Origin of the sequence: Sutcliffiella tianshenii, assembly GCF_016908565.1 — a bacterium.
GTDB lineage: Bacteria > Bacillota > Bacilli > Bacillales > Bacillaceae_I > Sutcliffiella_A > Sutcliffiella_A tianshenii.
The window spans coordinates 368769-385277 of the sequence record NZ_JAFBED010000003.1 but is presented as its reverse complement, the minus strand read 5'-3'; the positions used below and the strand labels follow the sequence as shown (position 1 = coordinate 385277).

16 protein-coding genes and 1 other annotated feature are annotated in these 16509 nt (G+C 45.2%); of the genes, 13 read left to right on the top strand and 3 right to left on the bottom strand.

The features are described from left to right. Positions 1–32: 32 nt before the first annotated feature. The 3 genes from JOC95_RS08830 to JOC95_RS08820 all read left to right on the top strand — a co-directional run bounded on the left by JOC95_RS08830 (position 33) and on the right by JOC95_RS08820 (position 3065). Positions 33–587: a thioredoxin family protein gene (locus tag JOC95_RS08830; RefSeq protein ID WP_204415257.1), complete on the top strand. Its 555-nt coding sequence runs from the start codon at positions 33–35 to the stop codon at positions 585–587. Between the two features lie 27 nt (positions 588–614). Further along, positions 615–1367, top strand: a complete 753-nt coding sequence (locus tag JOC95_RS08825) for a phosphotransferase family protein (protein ID WP_204415255.1) — start codon at positions 615–617, stop codon at positions 1365–1367. Positions 1368–1438: 71 nt separating this feature from the next. Beyond that, positions 1439–1658: a binding site (T-box leader), on the top strand. A 54-nt stretch (positions 1659–1712) separates the two neighbouring features. Then, positions 1713–3065, top strand: coding sequence for a sodium-dependent transporter (locus JOC95_RS08820; protein WP_204415253.1), 1353 nt, complete (start codon positions 1713–1715; stop codon positions 3063–3065). 784 nt (positions 3066–3849) lie between these two features. On the opposite strand, the gene JOC95_RS08815 is transcribed toward JOC95_RS08820, so the two are convergent. Both JOC95_RS08815 and JOC95_RS08810 read right to left on the bottom strand, forming a co-directional pair. Next, positions 3850–4272: a hypothetical protein gene (locus tag JOC95_RS08815; protein ID WP_204415251.1), complete on the bottom strand. Its 423-nt coding sequence runs from the start codon at positions 4270–4272 to the stop codon at positions 3850–3852. Positions 4273–4500: 228 nt separating this feature from the next. After that, positions 4501–6465 (bottom strand): alpha/beta hydrolase domain-containing protein, encoded by a 1965-nt coding sequence (locus JOC95_RS08810; RefSeq protein WP_204415249.1) that lies wholly within the window; start codon positions 6463–6465, stop codon positions 4501–4503. Positions 6466–7353: 888 nt separating this feature from the next. Between JOC95_RS08810 and JOC95_RS08805 the strand changes: the two genes are divergently transcribed. The 5 genes from JOC95_RS08805 to JOC95_RS08785 all read left to right on the top strand — a co-directional run bounded on the left by JOC95_RS08805 (position 7354) and on the right by JOC95_RS08785 (position 9697). Continuing rightward, positions 7354–7518 carry a DUF3951 domain-containing protein gene (locus JOC95_RS08805; RefSeq protein WP_239582787.1) on the top strand — a complete coding sequence of 55 codons (165 nt, stop codon included), beginning with the start codon at positions 7354–7356 and terminating at the stop codon, positions 7516–7518. A 75-nt stretch (positions 7519–7593) separates the two neighbouring features. Beyond that, positions 7594–7929: a hypothetical protein gene (locus JOC95_RS08800; RefSeq protein WP_204415247.1), complete on the top strand. Its 336-nt coding sequence runs from the start codon at positions 7594–7596 to the stop codon at positions 7927–7929. A 50-nt stretch (positions 7930–7979) separates the two neighbouring features. Next, positions 7980–8525: a signal peptidase I gene (gene lepB, locus JOC95_RS08795; RefSeq protein ID WP_204415245.1), complete on the top strand. Its 546-nt coding sequence runs from the start codon at positions 7980–7982 to the stop codon at positions 8523–8525. 158 nt (positions 8526–8683) lie between these two features. Continuing rightward, positions 8684–9064 carry a VOC family protein gene (locus tag JOC95_RS08790; protein ID WP_204415243.1) on the top strand — a complete coding sequence of 127 codons (381 nt, stop codon included), beginning with the start codon at positions 8684–8686 and terminating at the stop codon, positions 9062–9064. 114 nt (positions 9065–9178) lie between these two features. Beyond that, on the top strand, positions 9179–9697 hold the full coding sequence (locus JOC95_RS08785; protein WP_204415242.1) for a YehS family protein: 519 nt from the start codon (positions 9179–9181) through the stop codon (positions 9695–9697). 58 nt (positions 9698–9755) lie between these two features. Here JOC95_RS08785 and JOC95_RS08780 read toward each other — a convergent pair whose 3' ends face one another. After that, the gene (locus tag JOC95_RS08780) at positions 9756–10934 is read right to left on the bottom strand and encodes a DUF418 domain-containing protein (protein WP_239582786.1); all 1179 of its coding nucleotides are present in this window, start codon (positions 10932–10934) and stop codon (positions 9756–9758) included. Positions 10935–11087: 153 nt separating this feature from the next. Between JOC95_RS08780 and JOC95_RS08775 the strand changes: the two genes are divergently transcribed. The 5 genes from JOC95_RS08775 to JOC95_RS08755 all read left to right on the top strand — a co-directional run bounded on the left by JOC95_RS08775 (position 11088) and on the right by JOC95_RS08755 (position 16481). Then, positions 11088–11804: a response regulator transcription factor gene (locus JOC95_RS08775; RefSeq protein ID WP_204415240.1), complete on the top strand. Its 717-nt coding sequence runs from the start codon at positions 11088–11090 to the stop codon at positions 11802–11804. Continuing rightward, complete coding sequence (locus tag JOC95_RS08770) at positions 11801–13555, top strand: sensor histidine kinase (protein ID WP_204415239.1); 1755 nt, start codon at positions 11801–11803, stop codon at positions 13553–13555. Before JOC95_RS08775 ends, JOC95_RS08770 begins: the two co-directional genes overlap by 4 nt. Positions 13556–13606: 51 nt before the next feature. Next, on the top strand, positions 13607–14350 hold the full coding sequence (locus tag JOC95_RS08765; protein ID WP_204415238.1) for a hypothetical protein: 744 nt from the start codon (positions 13607–13609) through the stop codon (positions 14348–14350). Between the two features lie 104 nt (positions 14351–14454). Continuing rightward, entirely contained in the window at positions 14455–15528 is a 1074-nt protein-coding gene (locus JOC95_RS08760) for a Gfo/Idh/MocA family protein (protein ID WP_204415237.1), read from the top strand. 167 nt (positions 15529–15695) lie between these two features. After that, entirely contained in the window at positions 15696–16481 is a 786-nt protein-coding gene (locus JOC95_RS08755) for an EamA family transporter (RefSeq protein WP_204415235.1), read from the top strand. The last annotated feature ends 28 nt before the right edge of the window (positions 16482–16509 follow it).

Below are 16509 nucleotides of genomic sequence, written 5' to 3'. Positions count from 1 at the left end.
TTAGAATTACTAATAGATGCGAGGTGCTGGGAATGAAACTGAATGACTGGTTTGATAGAGGACTAACGTATGGACAATATGTAGAGGGCATGACAGTGAACAAGGAAGAAATGGAATCCATTTTTGATAAATTTACCCTTGATGAAGAAAAGGTCGGGTTTTTAAAGGGCCGACAGCTTAGAGTCATCGTTCTGACGGAGGATTGGTGCGGGGATGCGCTTTTGAATAATCCGATCCTGATGAAGATTGCGGATGCTGCCGATATGGATGTCCGGTTTATCCTCCGTGATCAGAATCTCGAGCTGATGGATCAGTATTTGACGAATGGAACGGCACGTTCGATCCCAATCTTTATTTTCATCGATCAAAAGGGAGAAGAGGTTGCGGTCTGGGGTCCAAGAGCAGTGGCACTGCAGGAAATGGTCGATAGGGTCAAGGCTACCCTCCCGCCTGCGGATGCACATGATTTTAAAGAAAAGCAAGCTGGGGCTTTCAAACAATTAAGAGAGTCCTATGTGAAGGATTCCTCTTTATGGGACATTGTTTCCGAGAGTATTTTAGAAAAGGTAAAAGAGAGAGTACTATAATACGAAATCTGGACAAGGAGCAGCCCTATGACCTTACTAAACAAAATAGCCACCGGCAACACCGCAAGCATCTACCTGCATGAAAACAAAGTGGTAAAGGTTTTCCGGGACGATCTGCCAGCATCGGCTCCGATGTATGAGGCAAGCAAGCAGCAACAGGCTTATGGAACAGGGCTTCGGGTGCCAGAGGTGTTCGAGGTCACTATTATAGACGGCAAGCCTGCGCTTGTCATGGAGTATGTTAGCGGGAAGACCCTTGGGCAACTGGTGATGGAAGATAGGGAGCAGGCCGGATATTACATGGGGCTCTCCGTTGATATCCAGAGGGAGATCCATGAGAAAAAGATAGATTCAATGGAGCCGATGAAGGAAAAACTCGAGCGGCAAATTGAGTCGGTTGGCTGCCTGAATCAAGAGGTGAAGGCTGCGTTATTGGGGAAACTTGCTTCCATGACTTTTGAGAGCAGGCTTTGCCATGGGGACTTTCACCTTTACAACCTGATTCAGACGGATGACGGGATCACGATCATTGATTGGGTCGATGCGAGTTCCGGGGATATCCGGGCTGACGTTTACCGGAGCTATTTGCTTTATTCTCAGGTGTCCACGGAGCTTGCGGAATTGTATGTGGAAATCTATTGTGAGAAGAGCGGGCTGGGCAAAGAGGAGATTTTTTCTTGGGCACCGATTGTGGCAGCTGCAAGGCTTGCGGAGAATGTGGCGACAGAGGATGAAGGGCGGTTGCTGGCGATTGCTCAGTCTGCCCTTTTGGATGATTAAAAAAATTTCTCATTGACTATTAGATTCCTCCCATACTATAATCACACTTAATACTTTTAAAAGCACATAGGAATGAAGCTATGAAGAGAATCTATTAAATCTTATCTCCCTGTTGTAGAGAGCCGGCGTTTGGTGAAAGTCCGGTACAAAGATAAGAGGAATTTCAATCTTGGAGCTTTACTTTGCCCTCGTACGCAAAAGGGCAAAGCGGTGTTTAGCCGTTACATTTAGAGTGGAAAGTCGCATGCTTTCAAGAAGGGTGGTACCGCGTGAATCAGTCACGTCCCTTCGGAAAACGTGTGGCTTTTTTGTGTTTTAGTCTTTTATTTTGGGGAGGAATTCGTGATGCAGCAAGAGGAACAATGGTCATCGAAGTTGGGATTTGTATTGGCGTCTGCGGGGTCAGCAATTGGCCTTGGGGCGATATGGAAGCTGCCGTATGTCACAGGTGTGAGCGGCGGGGGAGCATTCATTCTTTTATTTTTACTGTTTTCCGTGTTGATTGGTTTTCCGCTTTTGCTTGGTGAGTTTATCATCGGAAGGAGTACAGGGAAGGAAGCGGTGTCTGCCTACAAGGAGATTGCGCCAGGATCAAAATGGCATTGGATCGGCTATCTTGGCGTGTTTACCTGCTTTCTCCTGTTGTCGTTTTATAGTGTGATCGGAGGCTGGATTGTCCAATACTTATTCTACGGGGTTACCGGTATGATGGGTAGCTTTGCCGGCGGTTATGAAGGCTTATTTACGGAAGCGGTGTCCAATCCGGTTGCGGCTGTTGCTGCACAGGGTGCATTCTTGCTATTAACCATTCTCGTGGTGGCAAAAGGTGTGCAGAACGGCATTGAGAAGATGAATAAAATCATGATGCCTGCGTTGTTTATCCTATTCATCGTGCTCATCGTCCGCTCGTTGACTCTCGATAATGCGATGGAGGGTGTCTCGTTCTTTTTATATCCTGACTTTTCGAACATTACCTCTGAAAGCGTCCTGTTTGCGATGGGGCAGTCATTCTTCTCCTTGAGTGTCGGAGTTTCCGTGATGGTGACCTATAGCTCCTACTTATCGAAAAAGGAGAGCCTTGTGCAGCCGGCAGTTTCAGTTGTCGGCGTGAATCTATTCATCTCCATCCTTGCGGGACTTGCCATTTTCCCGGCAGTTTTCTCCCTTGGCTTTGAGCCGGCAGAAGGACCAGGCTTGTTGTTCATCGTGTTGCCGTCAGTGTTTGATCAGATCATGTTCGGGAAAGTATTCCTGTTTTTATTCCTGGCTCTGTTTCTATTTGCGACACTTACTTCGGCCTTTTCGATGCTTGAGATTGTCGTGGCGGCACTGACAAAGAACAAAGGCGGCGGTTCCCGAGGTTCCAGAAGCAAAGCGGCCTGGTTGACCGGACTTGGAATCTTCCTTGTCGGCATTCCATCCGCCCTGTCCTACAGTGTATTGGGCGATGCTACCATCTTCGGGAAGACGATATTCGACAGCGCCGACTTCCTGGTCAGCAACATCCTGATGCCTGTAGGCGCATTACTTATTTCGATCTTCGTATCCTATAAGATGAAAAAGGATATCCTCAGAAATGAAATCATCCAGGGGTCAAAAGAATTGAATGGATTATTTACCTTGTGGTACCTGTTAATGAGGTATGTGGTGCCGGCAGTGATTGTGGTTGTGTTTTTGAATGTGGTTGGTGTGATTTAAGGTCATGGGGGATAAGGGAACTGTCCCCATTCCTCTTGCGGGGCCAGACCCTGCAAACTTTTTTAGCCAGATTTGATGTTTTTTGTCGAAAAATGCGTTTTATCGATATCTGCTCTGTTTTCGTTGATATATTAAAATTCTCATTGATATCCGCATATTTTCGTTGATATCGTGAACAGATTCATCGATATATTAAAATTTTCGTTGATATCCCACTTCGGGACACAAAAATGCGGGTTGCAACATAGCCTAAAATGAAAAAAACTCGTCAAATTGACGAGTTTTTTCATTTAAAACCAATCATCAATACCCCTTCTGCAGATTATGATACATATACTGATAGTATTTTGATTCTTCTACCATCCCGAGCCTCAAGATAGAATTTTGGGCAGCCATTCGATGGAGCGGGCGTCTGTGGGATCGAGCTCGGGCGCCCAGTTGAAGCATTCCACCGCTTCGTTCAGCTGTTTATGGTCATGGGGGCAGGTCCCTCGTCCCGCGGGACAAAGGACCTGTCCCCATTTATTCCAGAAAAAGAAAGCAGCACTAAAAACGGCTATTGTTTCCGTCCTGCTTTTTTTGGCGTTTGAGCAGGGTTTGGGTGTATCCAAGGCGGGGAGGGAGACTCCCGATTGGTTTCCAATATAAAAACAGGACATGCTTTTCGAAATGCTCCTGAAGCAAAAGCAGCTGTGCAGGTTTTGCGCTTATATCCATTCAAAAAATAATCCTCAACTTCGGTGCAGTTGAGGATTAATTGATGTTAACTTAGACATTGTCTAAGTTAATCATCAAACTCTACGAATTCATCATGCTTGAATACCATTGAGGTCGCTGTACGTCCATCCATTCTACCACCTGACAAAGCTATAACGACAGCTTTAGCATCTTCATCTGTATCACCCTTGAGTTCTACACGAAGCATGTTGTTACCAGTAAAAGTGTTTTTTCCAACAGGTTCAGCATCTACCTTTAAAACTGCGCAGGCACCGGCTGGGATACAAACATCTCGTTGATAAATTTTTACTTCGGGAGAAGCTGGTGGATATAAGCTTGTGTCTCTACAATTATAAACAGATACATGAACAGTTGAAGTCCTGGATGCTAGATTTTTTAACCCGATTAATAGAAATTCAACAGCTCCACTAGCACTGCCATCAATAGAGATTGGTACAAAAAATGGTCCGGATGTTAGTCTTTTTCCCATTAGTTAATTCCCCCCTTTCCTATTACATAATGTATTCTATTCTGAAAGATTAGAGATGCAAGGTACAAATAGATTAAGTGGTTCGTCTATTTTTTGATTATTTAATAGAGGGGCTTTAGATAGAGTTCATGTAAAACTAAAGGAGGATTCCTGTTTGTAGGTTGTGTTCGTTGATTACAAAATCAATAAGGTAGCGTGGTATTTAGTTGTCATGCCCCTTTCATCTAATTAGGAATGCTCCTTGATTATCTGTGCAATCTCAGGGTCTATCTGGACACCAAGATGATCCTGAGTCATGTCCCCAGTGGCAGCGTCCTGGATGATTTGTGCCGCATCTTCAACCAGTAGGAAGCCCTGTAAATATAGGAGCAGAGTGGCAAAGACCACACGGATTAGATAAGCGTTGTGATTTCTGTATCTTTCTTCGATAGACAGCCTAGGGTCGCCTGCTGCAATACGCTCTTCAGCCGTTTTGGCAAAGGGTATATAGGACCCAGTCAGTGAACAAAGATCATTTGCTCCATGTCCAATGGCACGAAGGTTCCATCCTGTATAGGTTCCTAGTGGTACTATAAGAAACGGATGACGGATACCGGCAATTGAATTCCCGTCGGCGTCAACCGCAGTAACATATTCAGGATAAGGTGCACCGATGGTAGGAGGCTGAGTACTGTGATCCAATACGTTAAGGTAATTTACTAACCCGGTGTAGTTCACACCAGGGATATCGGGGAAGCCTGTCGATAGCGGGGGCACAAGAGTTCCTGATTTCAGACTTGCATATTGGCTCGGAGGTGGTTGGGTTCCGTCCGACACCCATCTGTCTAGTGCGACAATAAGTGCCCGGATGAAAGGCCTGTAGTCCATGGGGTTGCTGAGCTGCTGACAGATTCCCATCGTAGGTGGCAGACCTGGGAAGTGCTGTGTTCCTGCGAATAGGTACGCCCTTACATTTTTCGGCAGAGTAAGGTCCTTTGTCCCCCTTGTATTGGTAACGACTAATGACCCGCGTCCTTGCCAAATTTCATTTTCACCATCCATGTGCATGATCTTAGGACATGTATCATTGCATTGGCATGTTTCGTGAATGCCGCCAGTCTCCCCGCTGATGGGATCTGTAGTTACCCTATAGGTGAAGGGGAACTGGTCTCCGGGAAACAAGTGATCTTCATGCTGTCTGGAATTACGTCCAGGCTGGGCAAATTCATAATTGGTGAAGCTTTTTCGAGAACCTGTAATCAAGGGTATAACCCCGTCAAAGGTGATACGGCCAGACTCATCTTCGTTGAATCCTTGGTGGATAAAATCACGGAGAAAACGACCGCTCTGGGAAACACCGAGAGCTAAGACTTTTTTAATGGAAGGCTTACCCTTGAGCTTCAATGGGTTGGGAGTACCATTGTCATCTGCCTTCTCATAGCGCAAGTATGACACGACGTCACGGACAGCGGCGAAGCCAATTCCCATTACTTTGGGGTCTTTAGCTGGATAAATGAATTCGTAGATTGCCCCACTGTCGTATCCGGCTGGACGGTTAATCGAGATTTGCATCGTGTTCAAGTATTGCCATGTCAAATCAGAAGGGATGGCTCGCGGGTCGTGCTCCCTGGCCCTCACCGTGAGCGTTGCCTTTGTTGGATCCAAGTCGGCTGCAGGATATGTCAGATTGCCTGTGAAAGTGGTGCTTATTCCAGTGTCTGTATACTCCTCACGCGATGTGCCAACTATGGGTTGTCCATTGTTTGTTGGAATGGGAAACTGAGCCAGCATCCTTCCGCCGCCTGCCACAACATCTCCCTGCCACGCGCTCCACACTATCGTGTAGCCCTGGTTCATTAGAAAACCTGTGCCCACATCGCCAGGTCCCCAAGGATCGTTGCCCATCACCCCGCTGTTGATCCAAAAGTTCGCAAACTTGGTTCCCCGATTTACTACTTCATAGAAGATGCGGCGGTTTCCCCGTGACATGTCTACCGGCTTCAGAATAGCCACATCGACGATATACTCAACAAGCCCACTGCTGTTACGGGGGGCCCGGTCCAGATTAACAATGCCCGCGTTTAAAGGGTTTGAAGGGTCGAGTACACCTTTTGCTGTTCCCTTCATCACCTCGTACTGTCCGACAGTGCCAAACTCCATGCCGCCGAAAGCAGGCGACACCACTGGTGCAAGCGTTAAATCTAGTATTGCCATTTTTATTCCTCCTATTAAATTGATAAAATACCATATATAGTATTCTGGCTATATATGATAGGAGTGGGCGAATAAATATAATAGTGAAAAAAATTCAACCTCCCCAATTTCTCCTTTTTGCATCTTACTCTCCAAACACGACAACCTCTTAACTTTCTACTCATTTATTGCCATCTATCAAACAGACCGACCAAAGTGTTAAGTATCAAGTCCAAGGGAAAAACAGGTACCAGTCCTCCACGTTAAAAAGGAGTAACGTTCTTTGCGTTAATAGGAACGAGGGACCTATCCCCATTCCTCACTACTACATTGGTGCAATCTCTGTTTATTGGTAACTTCTAAGCGGGGCCAGACCCTGACGAATTTTTAGCCCAAGCAGATGATTTTTGTCGAAAAATGCGTTTTATCGATATTTGCCCTGTTTTCGTTGATATATTAAATTTTTCATTGATATCCGCATATTTTCGTCGATATCGTGACCGGATTCATCGATATATTGAAATTTTCATTGATATCCCACTTGGGGACATAAAAATGCGGGTTGCAACATTGCCTGAAATGAAAAAACTCGTCAATTTGACGAGTTTTTTTCATTTAGAACCAATCATCAAGATCCATTCTGCAGATTTTGATATATATACTGATAGGATTTTGATTTTTCTACCATACCAAGCTCGAGATAGAGATTGGTATGCCATATGATGAAGCGGATGTCTGTGGGGCGGCCTCGGGCTTGGGGTCCCAGTTGAAGCATTTCGCCGATTCGTTCAGCTGATTAATGTCATGAGGGACCTGTCCCCATTTATTTTTACAGGAATTATGATAGCTATGTCGTATATGTAATTAGGTGGAAATTTATGGTGAGCATTTACTTCAAGGAGTAGCAGATTGCTCGATGGAATTGGAGGGATTAATGTGACTTATTTTTTCATTGGCTTTATCGTGCTGGCAGTCGGATTCGCGATATTTAAAGTCATAAGGAAGAGGAAATTACCGAGTAACAACTATACTCCGTTTGATGATATTACAATGGGTAAGTCGGATAAAGATTAATTTTAATTTTAAAAATCGCGATTATCTTCTCTTTAATGGTTGGCGGACAACCTTGCGAAAAGGAGCATGCAATGAATGACAATTAGAGTCAAAAGAGAAATCTTCCTAGTTTCAGTGTTTTCACTTATTGTGATGGTTATCATTTCAATCTGGTATCTAACAAAACCGGACCATTCCGGTATTGTCGGAGCATTAGAAGAGAGTAAATTCACCTTGTACCCCGTTAAAGTAGACCCCGAAGAAGAACCATATACTCCAGAAATCCATTTCTCAGAGGATACTAAAGTTACTGGGAAAATAAGCAGTATTTTTGATTTGAAAGACAATCAAGAGGTTAAAGTATGGCTAGAAACAGTTGACGGCAAACACTTTGCTGAAAAAATTGTCGTTACTGTCGTTACTAAAGAATAGAATTTCAAATATACAATCTATGAATTTCCTGGATCGAAAGGATGAAAAAAATGACCATTGATAAAAAAGAATTGTGGGATTGGGGAAAGGCGCTTTTCATTGCCTTTTTGTTGGCTTTTATAGTAAGGTCTTTTTTACTCTCTCCTATAGTGGTGGATGGGGAATCGATGGAATCTACGCTAGAGGATCAAGAACGGATGATTGTGACTAAAATTGGGGAACCAAAGAGATTTGATATTGTTGTGTTTCACGCTACCGAGGAGAAGGATTATATAAAAAGAGTGATAGGATTGCCGGGTGACCGCATTGAATATAAGGACGACATCTTATATGTGAATGGCATAGCATACGAGGAACCTTATCTCGATGATCAAAAAGCCAGTATAACGGATGCTCCATTAACGGAGTCATTTACTCTTTTGGATACGCCGGTGAAGGGTGAAACAGTTCCAAAAGGGCATGTTTTTGTGATGGGTGACAATAGGAGAATTAGTGATGACAGCCGGGATCTTGGGGCGATTCCCATGGATCAAATAGTAGGAACAACCAATGTAGTGTATTGGCCATTAAGTGAAATGAGGATAATAAGAAAATAAACGAATAAGGGTAAGGTGTACTGGATGATAAATGCATTCGCCATTATCCTGAGCAGTCAAAGGGGCTTTGACCCTAAGTCCTCCCTATAGAAAGGAAATTCAGTCCCCCTTGTAGAAGTAATGAAGGAACACGATACCCAATTTAGGAGGTAATTAAGATGATCCATAAGCTTTCGCAAGTCATGCTGTATGTCGACAATCAGGATGAGGCAGTTAAATTCTGGACGGAAAAGGTCGGGTTTGAGGTCATTTCAGAGGAAAATAACGGTCATATGAGGTGGATTGAAGTGGCGCCGTCCAAGGATCGGGAAACGAGCATCATCCTGCATGATAAGGAAGTCATAGCAAAAATGTCGCCGGAATTGAACCTTGGGACCCCTTCACTCATGTTCACCACGCCAGATCTTGAGCAGTTTTATCGAGATCTATCTGAAAAAGGGGTAAAGGTAGGGGAAATGGTGAATATGGGGCCGATGAAGGTTTTTAATTTTGCCGATGGGGAAGAGAACTATTTTGCGGTGATGGAGAAGGTTGAATAAGTTTTGTGAAGGTTCAATTCCTGCCGAGGGGTTGGGCTTTTTATTTTTGTTTTTCATGTATGATATACTAGATGAACTTACATAAACAAGCATGTGTTTTAGGAGGATAAATAGATGACGAACAACGATATTCTGATTAGATTGAGATACGCCCTGGATATCAAAGACAAAGATATGGTCGAGATTTTTCAGCTGGGGGACGTGGATGTGACCCAGGAAGAAGTGGAGAAAATACTCACCAAGCCGGTGGACAGCTACGATTTCGACTCGGAGGAAGAGTATGAGCAAGCGCTCGAGGAAGAGGACATCCTTCCAATCAACAATAACAAGCTGGAGGCATTCCTTAATGGCTTCATCATTTTTAAAAGGGGCAGGCAGGAACCAAAGCCCGGACAGCCGGAAAAACCGCCATTTTCCAACGAACCTGCCAACAATATCCTGTTGAAGAAGCTGAAAATCGCCCTCAGCCTGACAACGGATGATATCATCGACACATTGGCTGAAGCGGGAGTTTCGATTTCCAAAAGTGAGCTCGGCGCTTTCTTAAGGAAGAAAGGCCATAAAAACTACAAAGTCTGCATGGACAAGTACGCCAGGAACTTCCTGAAGGGATTGGCATTGAGATATCGCTAAAAGCAGGGGTCAGGCACCTTGGAAAATATCCAAGGTGCCTGACCCCTTTTTTGACCGTTTATTTCATCACCACACCATGTGTGACTGCCTGCTGTTTCTTTTTCTTCCATTGCCAGTATGTGCCGATCCGCATCAGTGTTTCAACTGGGCCGGCCTTGCGGTATTGCAGGTACCAATGGCTCAGGGCCACCTGGGTGCTGTAGATGACAATCGCAAGCAGGATTCCGTTCAGGACCCCGATTTTGCCGAACAGGCCGAATCCGTAGCCGTAGAATATGGTCGTGCAGATGACACTTTGGAGCAGATAGTTGCTCAGGGACAGGCGCCCGACCTTTTCAAATAAGGCAAGCAGCGGATTGAAGTCCATCGTATACAGAAGGGCAAATGCAAAGATATAGCCCAAGGAAAGCAGTGGGGCCCCGAGCATCCCTGCAACTCCTGAGAAGGAGGCATCCGGAAATGCATATGACAAGCTTTTTAGTAAAAGTCCTAAAGGCACAAGCACCATCGAGACAAGCAAATAGCCTCTTCGTTCCTGCTGTGGATTGGCGAACCAGTTGCTTTTTGCCGCATACATGCCAAGCAGGAAAATCGGGCATAGGATAAACGGTGAAAGCAGGAACAGCAGGAAGTATGCTGCAGGTGGAAGTCCAAGTGGATCCTCATCGCTGTTGCGGAATTCCTTGATATCGGTGTAGCTTCCTGCTGCATATATTTCAGTTGCCTTTTCTACATAGGAGGTCATGTTCTGTGCTTCTTCCTTTGTCGGCTCCATCGTCCCGAGGCCTAAAAGGGAGGTCAGAATGAACAGCACCGAAGCCCAAACGAGCATCGTCTTCTTATTTCTATTGATGAAAATAAGCATGATCAGGCTAAGAAATCCATACGTAAACAATATATCTCCTTCCCAGATATAAATGGAATGGAGCAATCCGAGTACTAGAAGCAGGAAGGAACGGCGCACAAAATGGCGTTTCACTTTCTTGCCGTCACGTTCGAGCTTTTCCTTGAATTTGATCATCGAATATCCGAACAGGAACATGAAGATCGGCATAAAGCTGCTCTCCACGAAAATCCTCAGCCAGGTATTTGAGATGCTATCTCCTGAAAACAGCTGGAAATGCTGCAGTTCATCCTTCCCCCACATCCCATATTGAAAAATTAGCATATTTGCCATCAGGATCCCTATCAGGCTGAAGCCTCGCATTCCATCTATCAGTTTAACCCTTTTATTCATCTTCGTTTCTCCTCTCACCCTTTTCATAATTTCACTATATATGTGGCTCATGTCTGATGATTGACGGCTACCTTACGAATGGATAAATTAATTTCCATTTTGTTCAACTATTGGTAAAGTTGCTATGCTAAGATATGTACGGGGTGGAGATACATGGAAAATAAACATATTTTAATAGTCGATGATGAAAAAGCGATTGTGAAAATGCTTGAGATCATGCTGAAAAAAGAAGGGTTCAACCATATATATACGGCACATACTGGTGCGGACGCACTTTCTATATTGGAAAAAGTGAAGATGGATATCATTGTGCTTGATGTCATGCTTCCGGATTGCAGCGGCTTTGAGCTATGTCCGAAAATCCGTCAGATTTCAGCTGCTTATATTCTCTTTTTGACGGCAAAGGTATCAGATCTGGATGTGCTGACAGGCTTCGCCACCGGAGGCGATGATTATGTCACGAAGCCTTTCAATCCGCTAGAAATTGCGGCAAGAATGAAGGCCTATCTCCGCCGGTCACCTGGGACCATGGCGATACAGGAAAAAAAGGAATCGGAAAAGATCTATCATTTCGGGAGGTTCCAGTTAAATGAAGAAGCGGGGGAGCTGATCGTGGAAGGACAGGCGGTCCCGTGCCCGACACAGGTCTATCTCCTGTTGCTTCATTTTTGCAAGCATCCCAATATGGTCCTATCCAAATCGCGTCTGCTTGAAGCGGTCTGGGGGTTTGACCACTATGTGGATGACAATACCGTTTCCGTACATATCAGGAGAATCAGGGAACGAATCGAAAAAGACCCAAGCAGTCCGGAGCATCTGGTTACCGTCAGGGGCCTTGGGTATAAGCTTGTGAAGGAAAAGCAGGCATGAAGCGGTTAAGAAGAAGGCTGTTCCTGCATTTTTCCTTTCAGTTCATTTCTCTTGCTGTCGGGATGATCATCCTTTTCATCCTTCTCATGCTGATTCTCGTCGGTGTGATGACAAAGCATGAATCCATGATCAATTACTATCAAACGAAGGTGGAAAGTGTCGCGATAGATACCGGCAATTCGATTAATAAATTGACGATGGCAGAGGGATGGGACAAGGATCTGGCAGATGAGGATGTATGGGTACAGATCATCGATCATAACGGGAAAGTGATAGAATCAAGCAATGTGCCACCGGACTTCCCAGACTCCTATGACAAACAGGAGCTTTACGTGATGCAGGAAAATAAAGAGATGCTCGGATTTTCTCTCTATTTTTATCTGGAAACGACCTATGATGAGCCATACCTTTTTGTATTGGGAAAAGAGGACGAAGCACATAGTCTTTTGCAACAGCTTACGGGCGACTACAGCTCTGAAGATATCGTCGATCAAGCACGATCCGGGGAGATAGAGGAAAAGTTACAGACGGTGGACGGCCATCTGGAAATATGGGATGGGAATAATCAACTGCTGCAATCCATAGGAAACGATACGAACGCGGCGGATGACCTCCCGCTTGATATTTATATAAGAAATATTACGCCTGATGCATATGCTACAACAGCCACGTACCATCGTGACGAGAGCACAGGTCATTTATGGGTACTCTATACGCCGAATGAACATAAGCAGGAGCTAAAACTGACATCGCTCGAGGAAATCATCGTGGCCTTTGCCATAACAGTTGCCGTTTTTCTGTTGCTGGCCATCATCCTTTCGTTCTGGAACGGATTCCGTTACGGGAACCCACTGTTCATTTTCACGAGCTGGCTAAGCCGGATGGGGAACGGTCAGTATGAAGAGGTATTGACTGAAAAAGAAAAGAAGCTCATTTTCAAGAAAAATGGCAAGATCAGAATGAAGTACAGACTGTATGCTGAGGTGTTCGGGGCATTCTATGACATGGCGGAAAAGCTGGATCAGTCAAAGAAGGAAAGAGAAAGATTGGAAAAGACCAGGGAAGAATGGATGACCGGACTTTCCCACGATCTTCGCACGCCTTTGAGCACGATGCAGGGCTATGGCACCTTGCTAGAAAGCGGACAATACGACTGGTCAAAGCAGGAGCTCGAGGAGATAGGAAAGACAATCGATGACAAGAGCAAGTATATGTTAAGTCTCATAGAGGATTTTTCCTTAAGCTTTCAATTGAAAAATGACTCCAGCATCGCCAATTTCGAACCAACAGAAATCAATAGCCTGATGGCGCACATTATCGAGAAGTTCCAGGAGGACAGGACTCTATCGGACTATCATCTATCATTCGAGCCTCTGGACTACACCGTCACCATGCCAATAGCAAAAAGATGGTTCGAGAGGATGGTGGATAATCTCATCTATAACGCTATTAACCATAACCCGCCAGGAACCAATATCAAGGTGAAGCTGGAGACAGCTGGAGACTCCCTCCTGAAAATCAAGATAGAGGACGATGGGATCGGAATGGACAAGGAAACCCGCAGGAACCTGTTCAACCGCTACTATCGCGGGACCCATACCGAAGCCCGCACAGAAGGATCTGGCCTTGGCATGAGCATCGCCCTCCAAATTGCCAAGCTGCATAAAGGCTCTCTGTCTGTTGAATCAGTTGTAGGCGAGGGGACGGTTGTAGTGATTGAGCTTTCGGGGACAGGTCCCTTGTCCCACTAGTAGAAATCCTGCTGTATGGTGGAACAGCTTGCATAGGATAGGGGAGTACGGATGAAATCTATCATTATTTTAGTAGAATTAGTTCTATTAAGCTTCTTGGTTTTTAGATTATTTAAACTTTACAGGAACTATAAAAACCTAGGCGATTCAGGGACCTTCCTTGAAAAGGTAGGAATGGTATTGAACCGATCGTTGCCAAAGCCTGTTTCCACTCTATTAATCCGGGAAATCACGATGTTTTATTATCTATTGGCAGGAGAATCTCCAAAGGAAGCAGGGGAATCCTTTACTTATCATAAGGAAGCGGGCTATAAAGCGATTCTTATTGCTTTACTGAGCGTGATTCTACTCGAGAGTGCAGGTCTCTTTTTCCTGCTTCACCAATGGAGTCCCATCCTATCTTGGATTCATATTGCGTTGAATATTTATGGCGTGCTTTACCTTATCAGTGATTACCGTGCCATTAAACAACGCCCGATCTTACTTACCGATGAACAGCTTCGTATTCGATTAGGTTCGAGGAGGGAGATTGAAGTTCCCATAAGAATGATAGACACGGTTAACAGCGGCAATAGTTTTATGGAAGAGAAAAAGAATAAAACAGTTTTTAAAGCTGTGTTACTCGAGACGGAGATGCCACACTTTGAACTTTGCCTCAAGGAACCTATTTACATGATCAATCTCCTGGGAAAGCCACAAGTGATAGAGAAAGTGTACGTAACAGTTGATGACAGGGAGAGATTCCACCAATCCCTGCTTCGAAAAATGGAGAGTGGCAAATCCGTTTTAAGGTAACAGCTTACGTAAGCTGGCATAAGCAACAGCACATTCCTACAGGAAGGAATTGTGCTGTTTTTTGTCGAAATGATGGAGAGTACATAACTGAAGGGGGAACCATCATGAACAAGATAAAAGTAGGGATCATCGGTACAGGTTTTGGCGCAAAGGTGCATGCACCCGTGATGCAGAGTCATCCTGGATATGAAGTTGTTTCGATTTCAAGTGTCGCAAGAGGCAGGCTTGATGAGATCAGGGAAGAGACCGGTGTGGAAAATGTGTATAGCAATTGGCAGGAGATGCTGGATCAGGAGGAGCTCGACCTGGTTGCGGTCGCCTCTGCTCCTTTGTTGCATCATGACATGGTAGTGAAGGCATATGAAAAAGGCTGTCACGTGTTGTGTGAAAAGCCGATGTCCTTTGATGCACAAGAGGCAGAGAATATGATCAAGGCAAGGGATGAAGCGGGTAAACTCGGTTGGATCAATTTTGAATACCGTTTCCTGCCTGCAAGACAAAAGGTGAAGGAAATCGTTGCGAGCGGGAAGATCGGCAAAGTGCTGCATGTGAATTTTTCCTTGAATATTGCGGGCTATGAGCGTTACGCGACTGCAAAAAGAGGATGGCTCAGTCAAAAGGACCAGGCAGGGGGAATGCTAGGTGCGGTCGGTTCGCATCTGATCGATTCGCTATTATGGTGGACGGACGCACGGGTTGAATCCATTTCTGGTCAGCTGACCACACACGTACCGGAGTTCACGGATGAGAATGGGGAAAAGGAAATCCGTACGGCAGATGATGCTTTTCAGGCTATGGGGAATTTCGTTGGCGGAGGAACCTTTTCTATCGGCTCGAACATCGCGGTACGTCATGCAGAAGGCTGGGAGCTGGAGATCTACGGGACTGAAGGAACTATAAAAATGTCACAGGACAACAAAGTGCTTCTTGGACTCGGAAATGACCCACTCGAGGTAGTGGAAATAGAGCACACACTCGACATTCCTGAGGGGATGAATCCTGTTGCCGCAGGCTATTATAATGCATTCTACCGATCACTGGATCAAGTATATAATGCGCTTTCGAAGGGTGACATGCATGCGGACCTGCCTGTCTTGGAGGACGGCCATCATGTCCAGCTGATCCTGGATGCAATCATGCGCTCCCATGAGGAAGGAAGAAGGATTGTTGTCGGGTAATCCTTCTTCTGGCCCTTTATCCGACTCCTTTACAAGTTGGTTTGTGAGGTCTGGGGTCATACCCGCTGAGTAATAAATAAAAAGAACCTTAAACCTGGTAAAGAAAAGTCGGCTGGATTTTTCTATACTCATGTTACAGGTTCTTTATTTTGATAGGGGGAAATCCTATGAAACAATCGTGGGGGCCACTTTGGATTTTACTTGCAGCATTCCTCTGGGGGACCACAGGGACTGCACAAACCTTCGCACCGGAAACAGCCCACCCCATAGCAATCGGAGCTGCCCGCCTGGCGGCGATCAGCATGGCGATTTTCCAGCCGTTATTCTTTTCGTCGGTTACCATCACCGGAGTGGCGATCGGAACAGTAATCACAATCGGAAGCGCCCCGATTCTTTCCGGCGTTCTGGAGTGGTTCTTTTTGAAAAAAACCCCATCAAAAATATGGAAGGTTTCGACGGGATTATCCATTATCGGCTGCCTCCTGCTTTTTTTAAACAAAGGATCGGTCCACGTCGATCCTTATGGGATCCTGATGGCGCTAGGTGCGGGGCTCGCGTTTGCTTTTTATGCGCTAGTCAGCAGAAAACTGATCACCAATCATTCTTCCTTATCGGTGGTTGCTGTCGTGTTCAGTCTCAGTGCCATATTTCTATCCCCGTTTTTGTTTATCTATGAGATGTCGTGGATAAAGGAATTCAGTGGCGCCGTTGTAACGCTACATCTTGGAATTGTGACGACCGGGATTGCCTATCTGCTTTTTGCAAAAGGGCTTGCAACCGTCCCTTCCTCCACAGCTGTGACACTCTCATTGGGAGAGCCTTTAACCGCAGCGATCTTCGGGGTATTCATATTGAAGGAACAACTGGATCTCACTTCATGGATTGGCATTTCGCTGCTCTTGGTGGGAATTGCGTTGTTGATCGGTTTCCCCCAGAAAAAAAAGGGCAGATGAGCCATTAGATCGGGAATAAGGATTATAT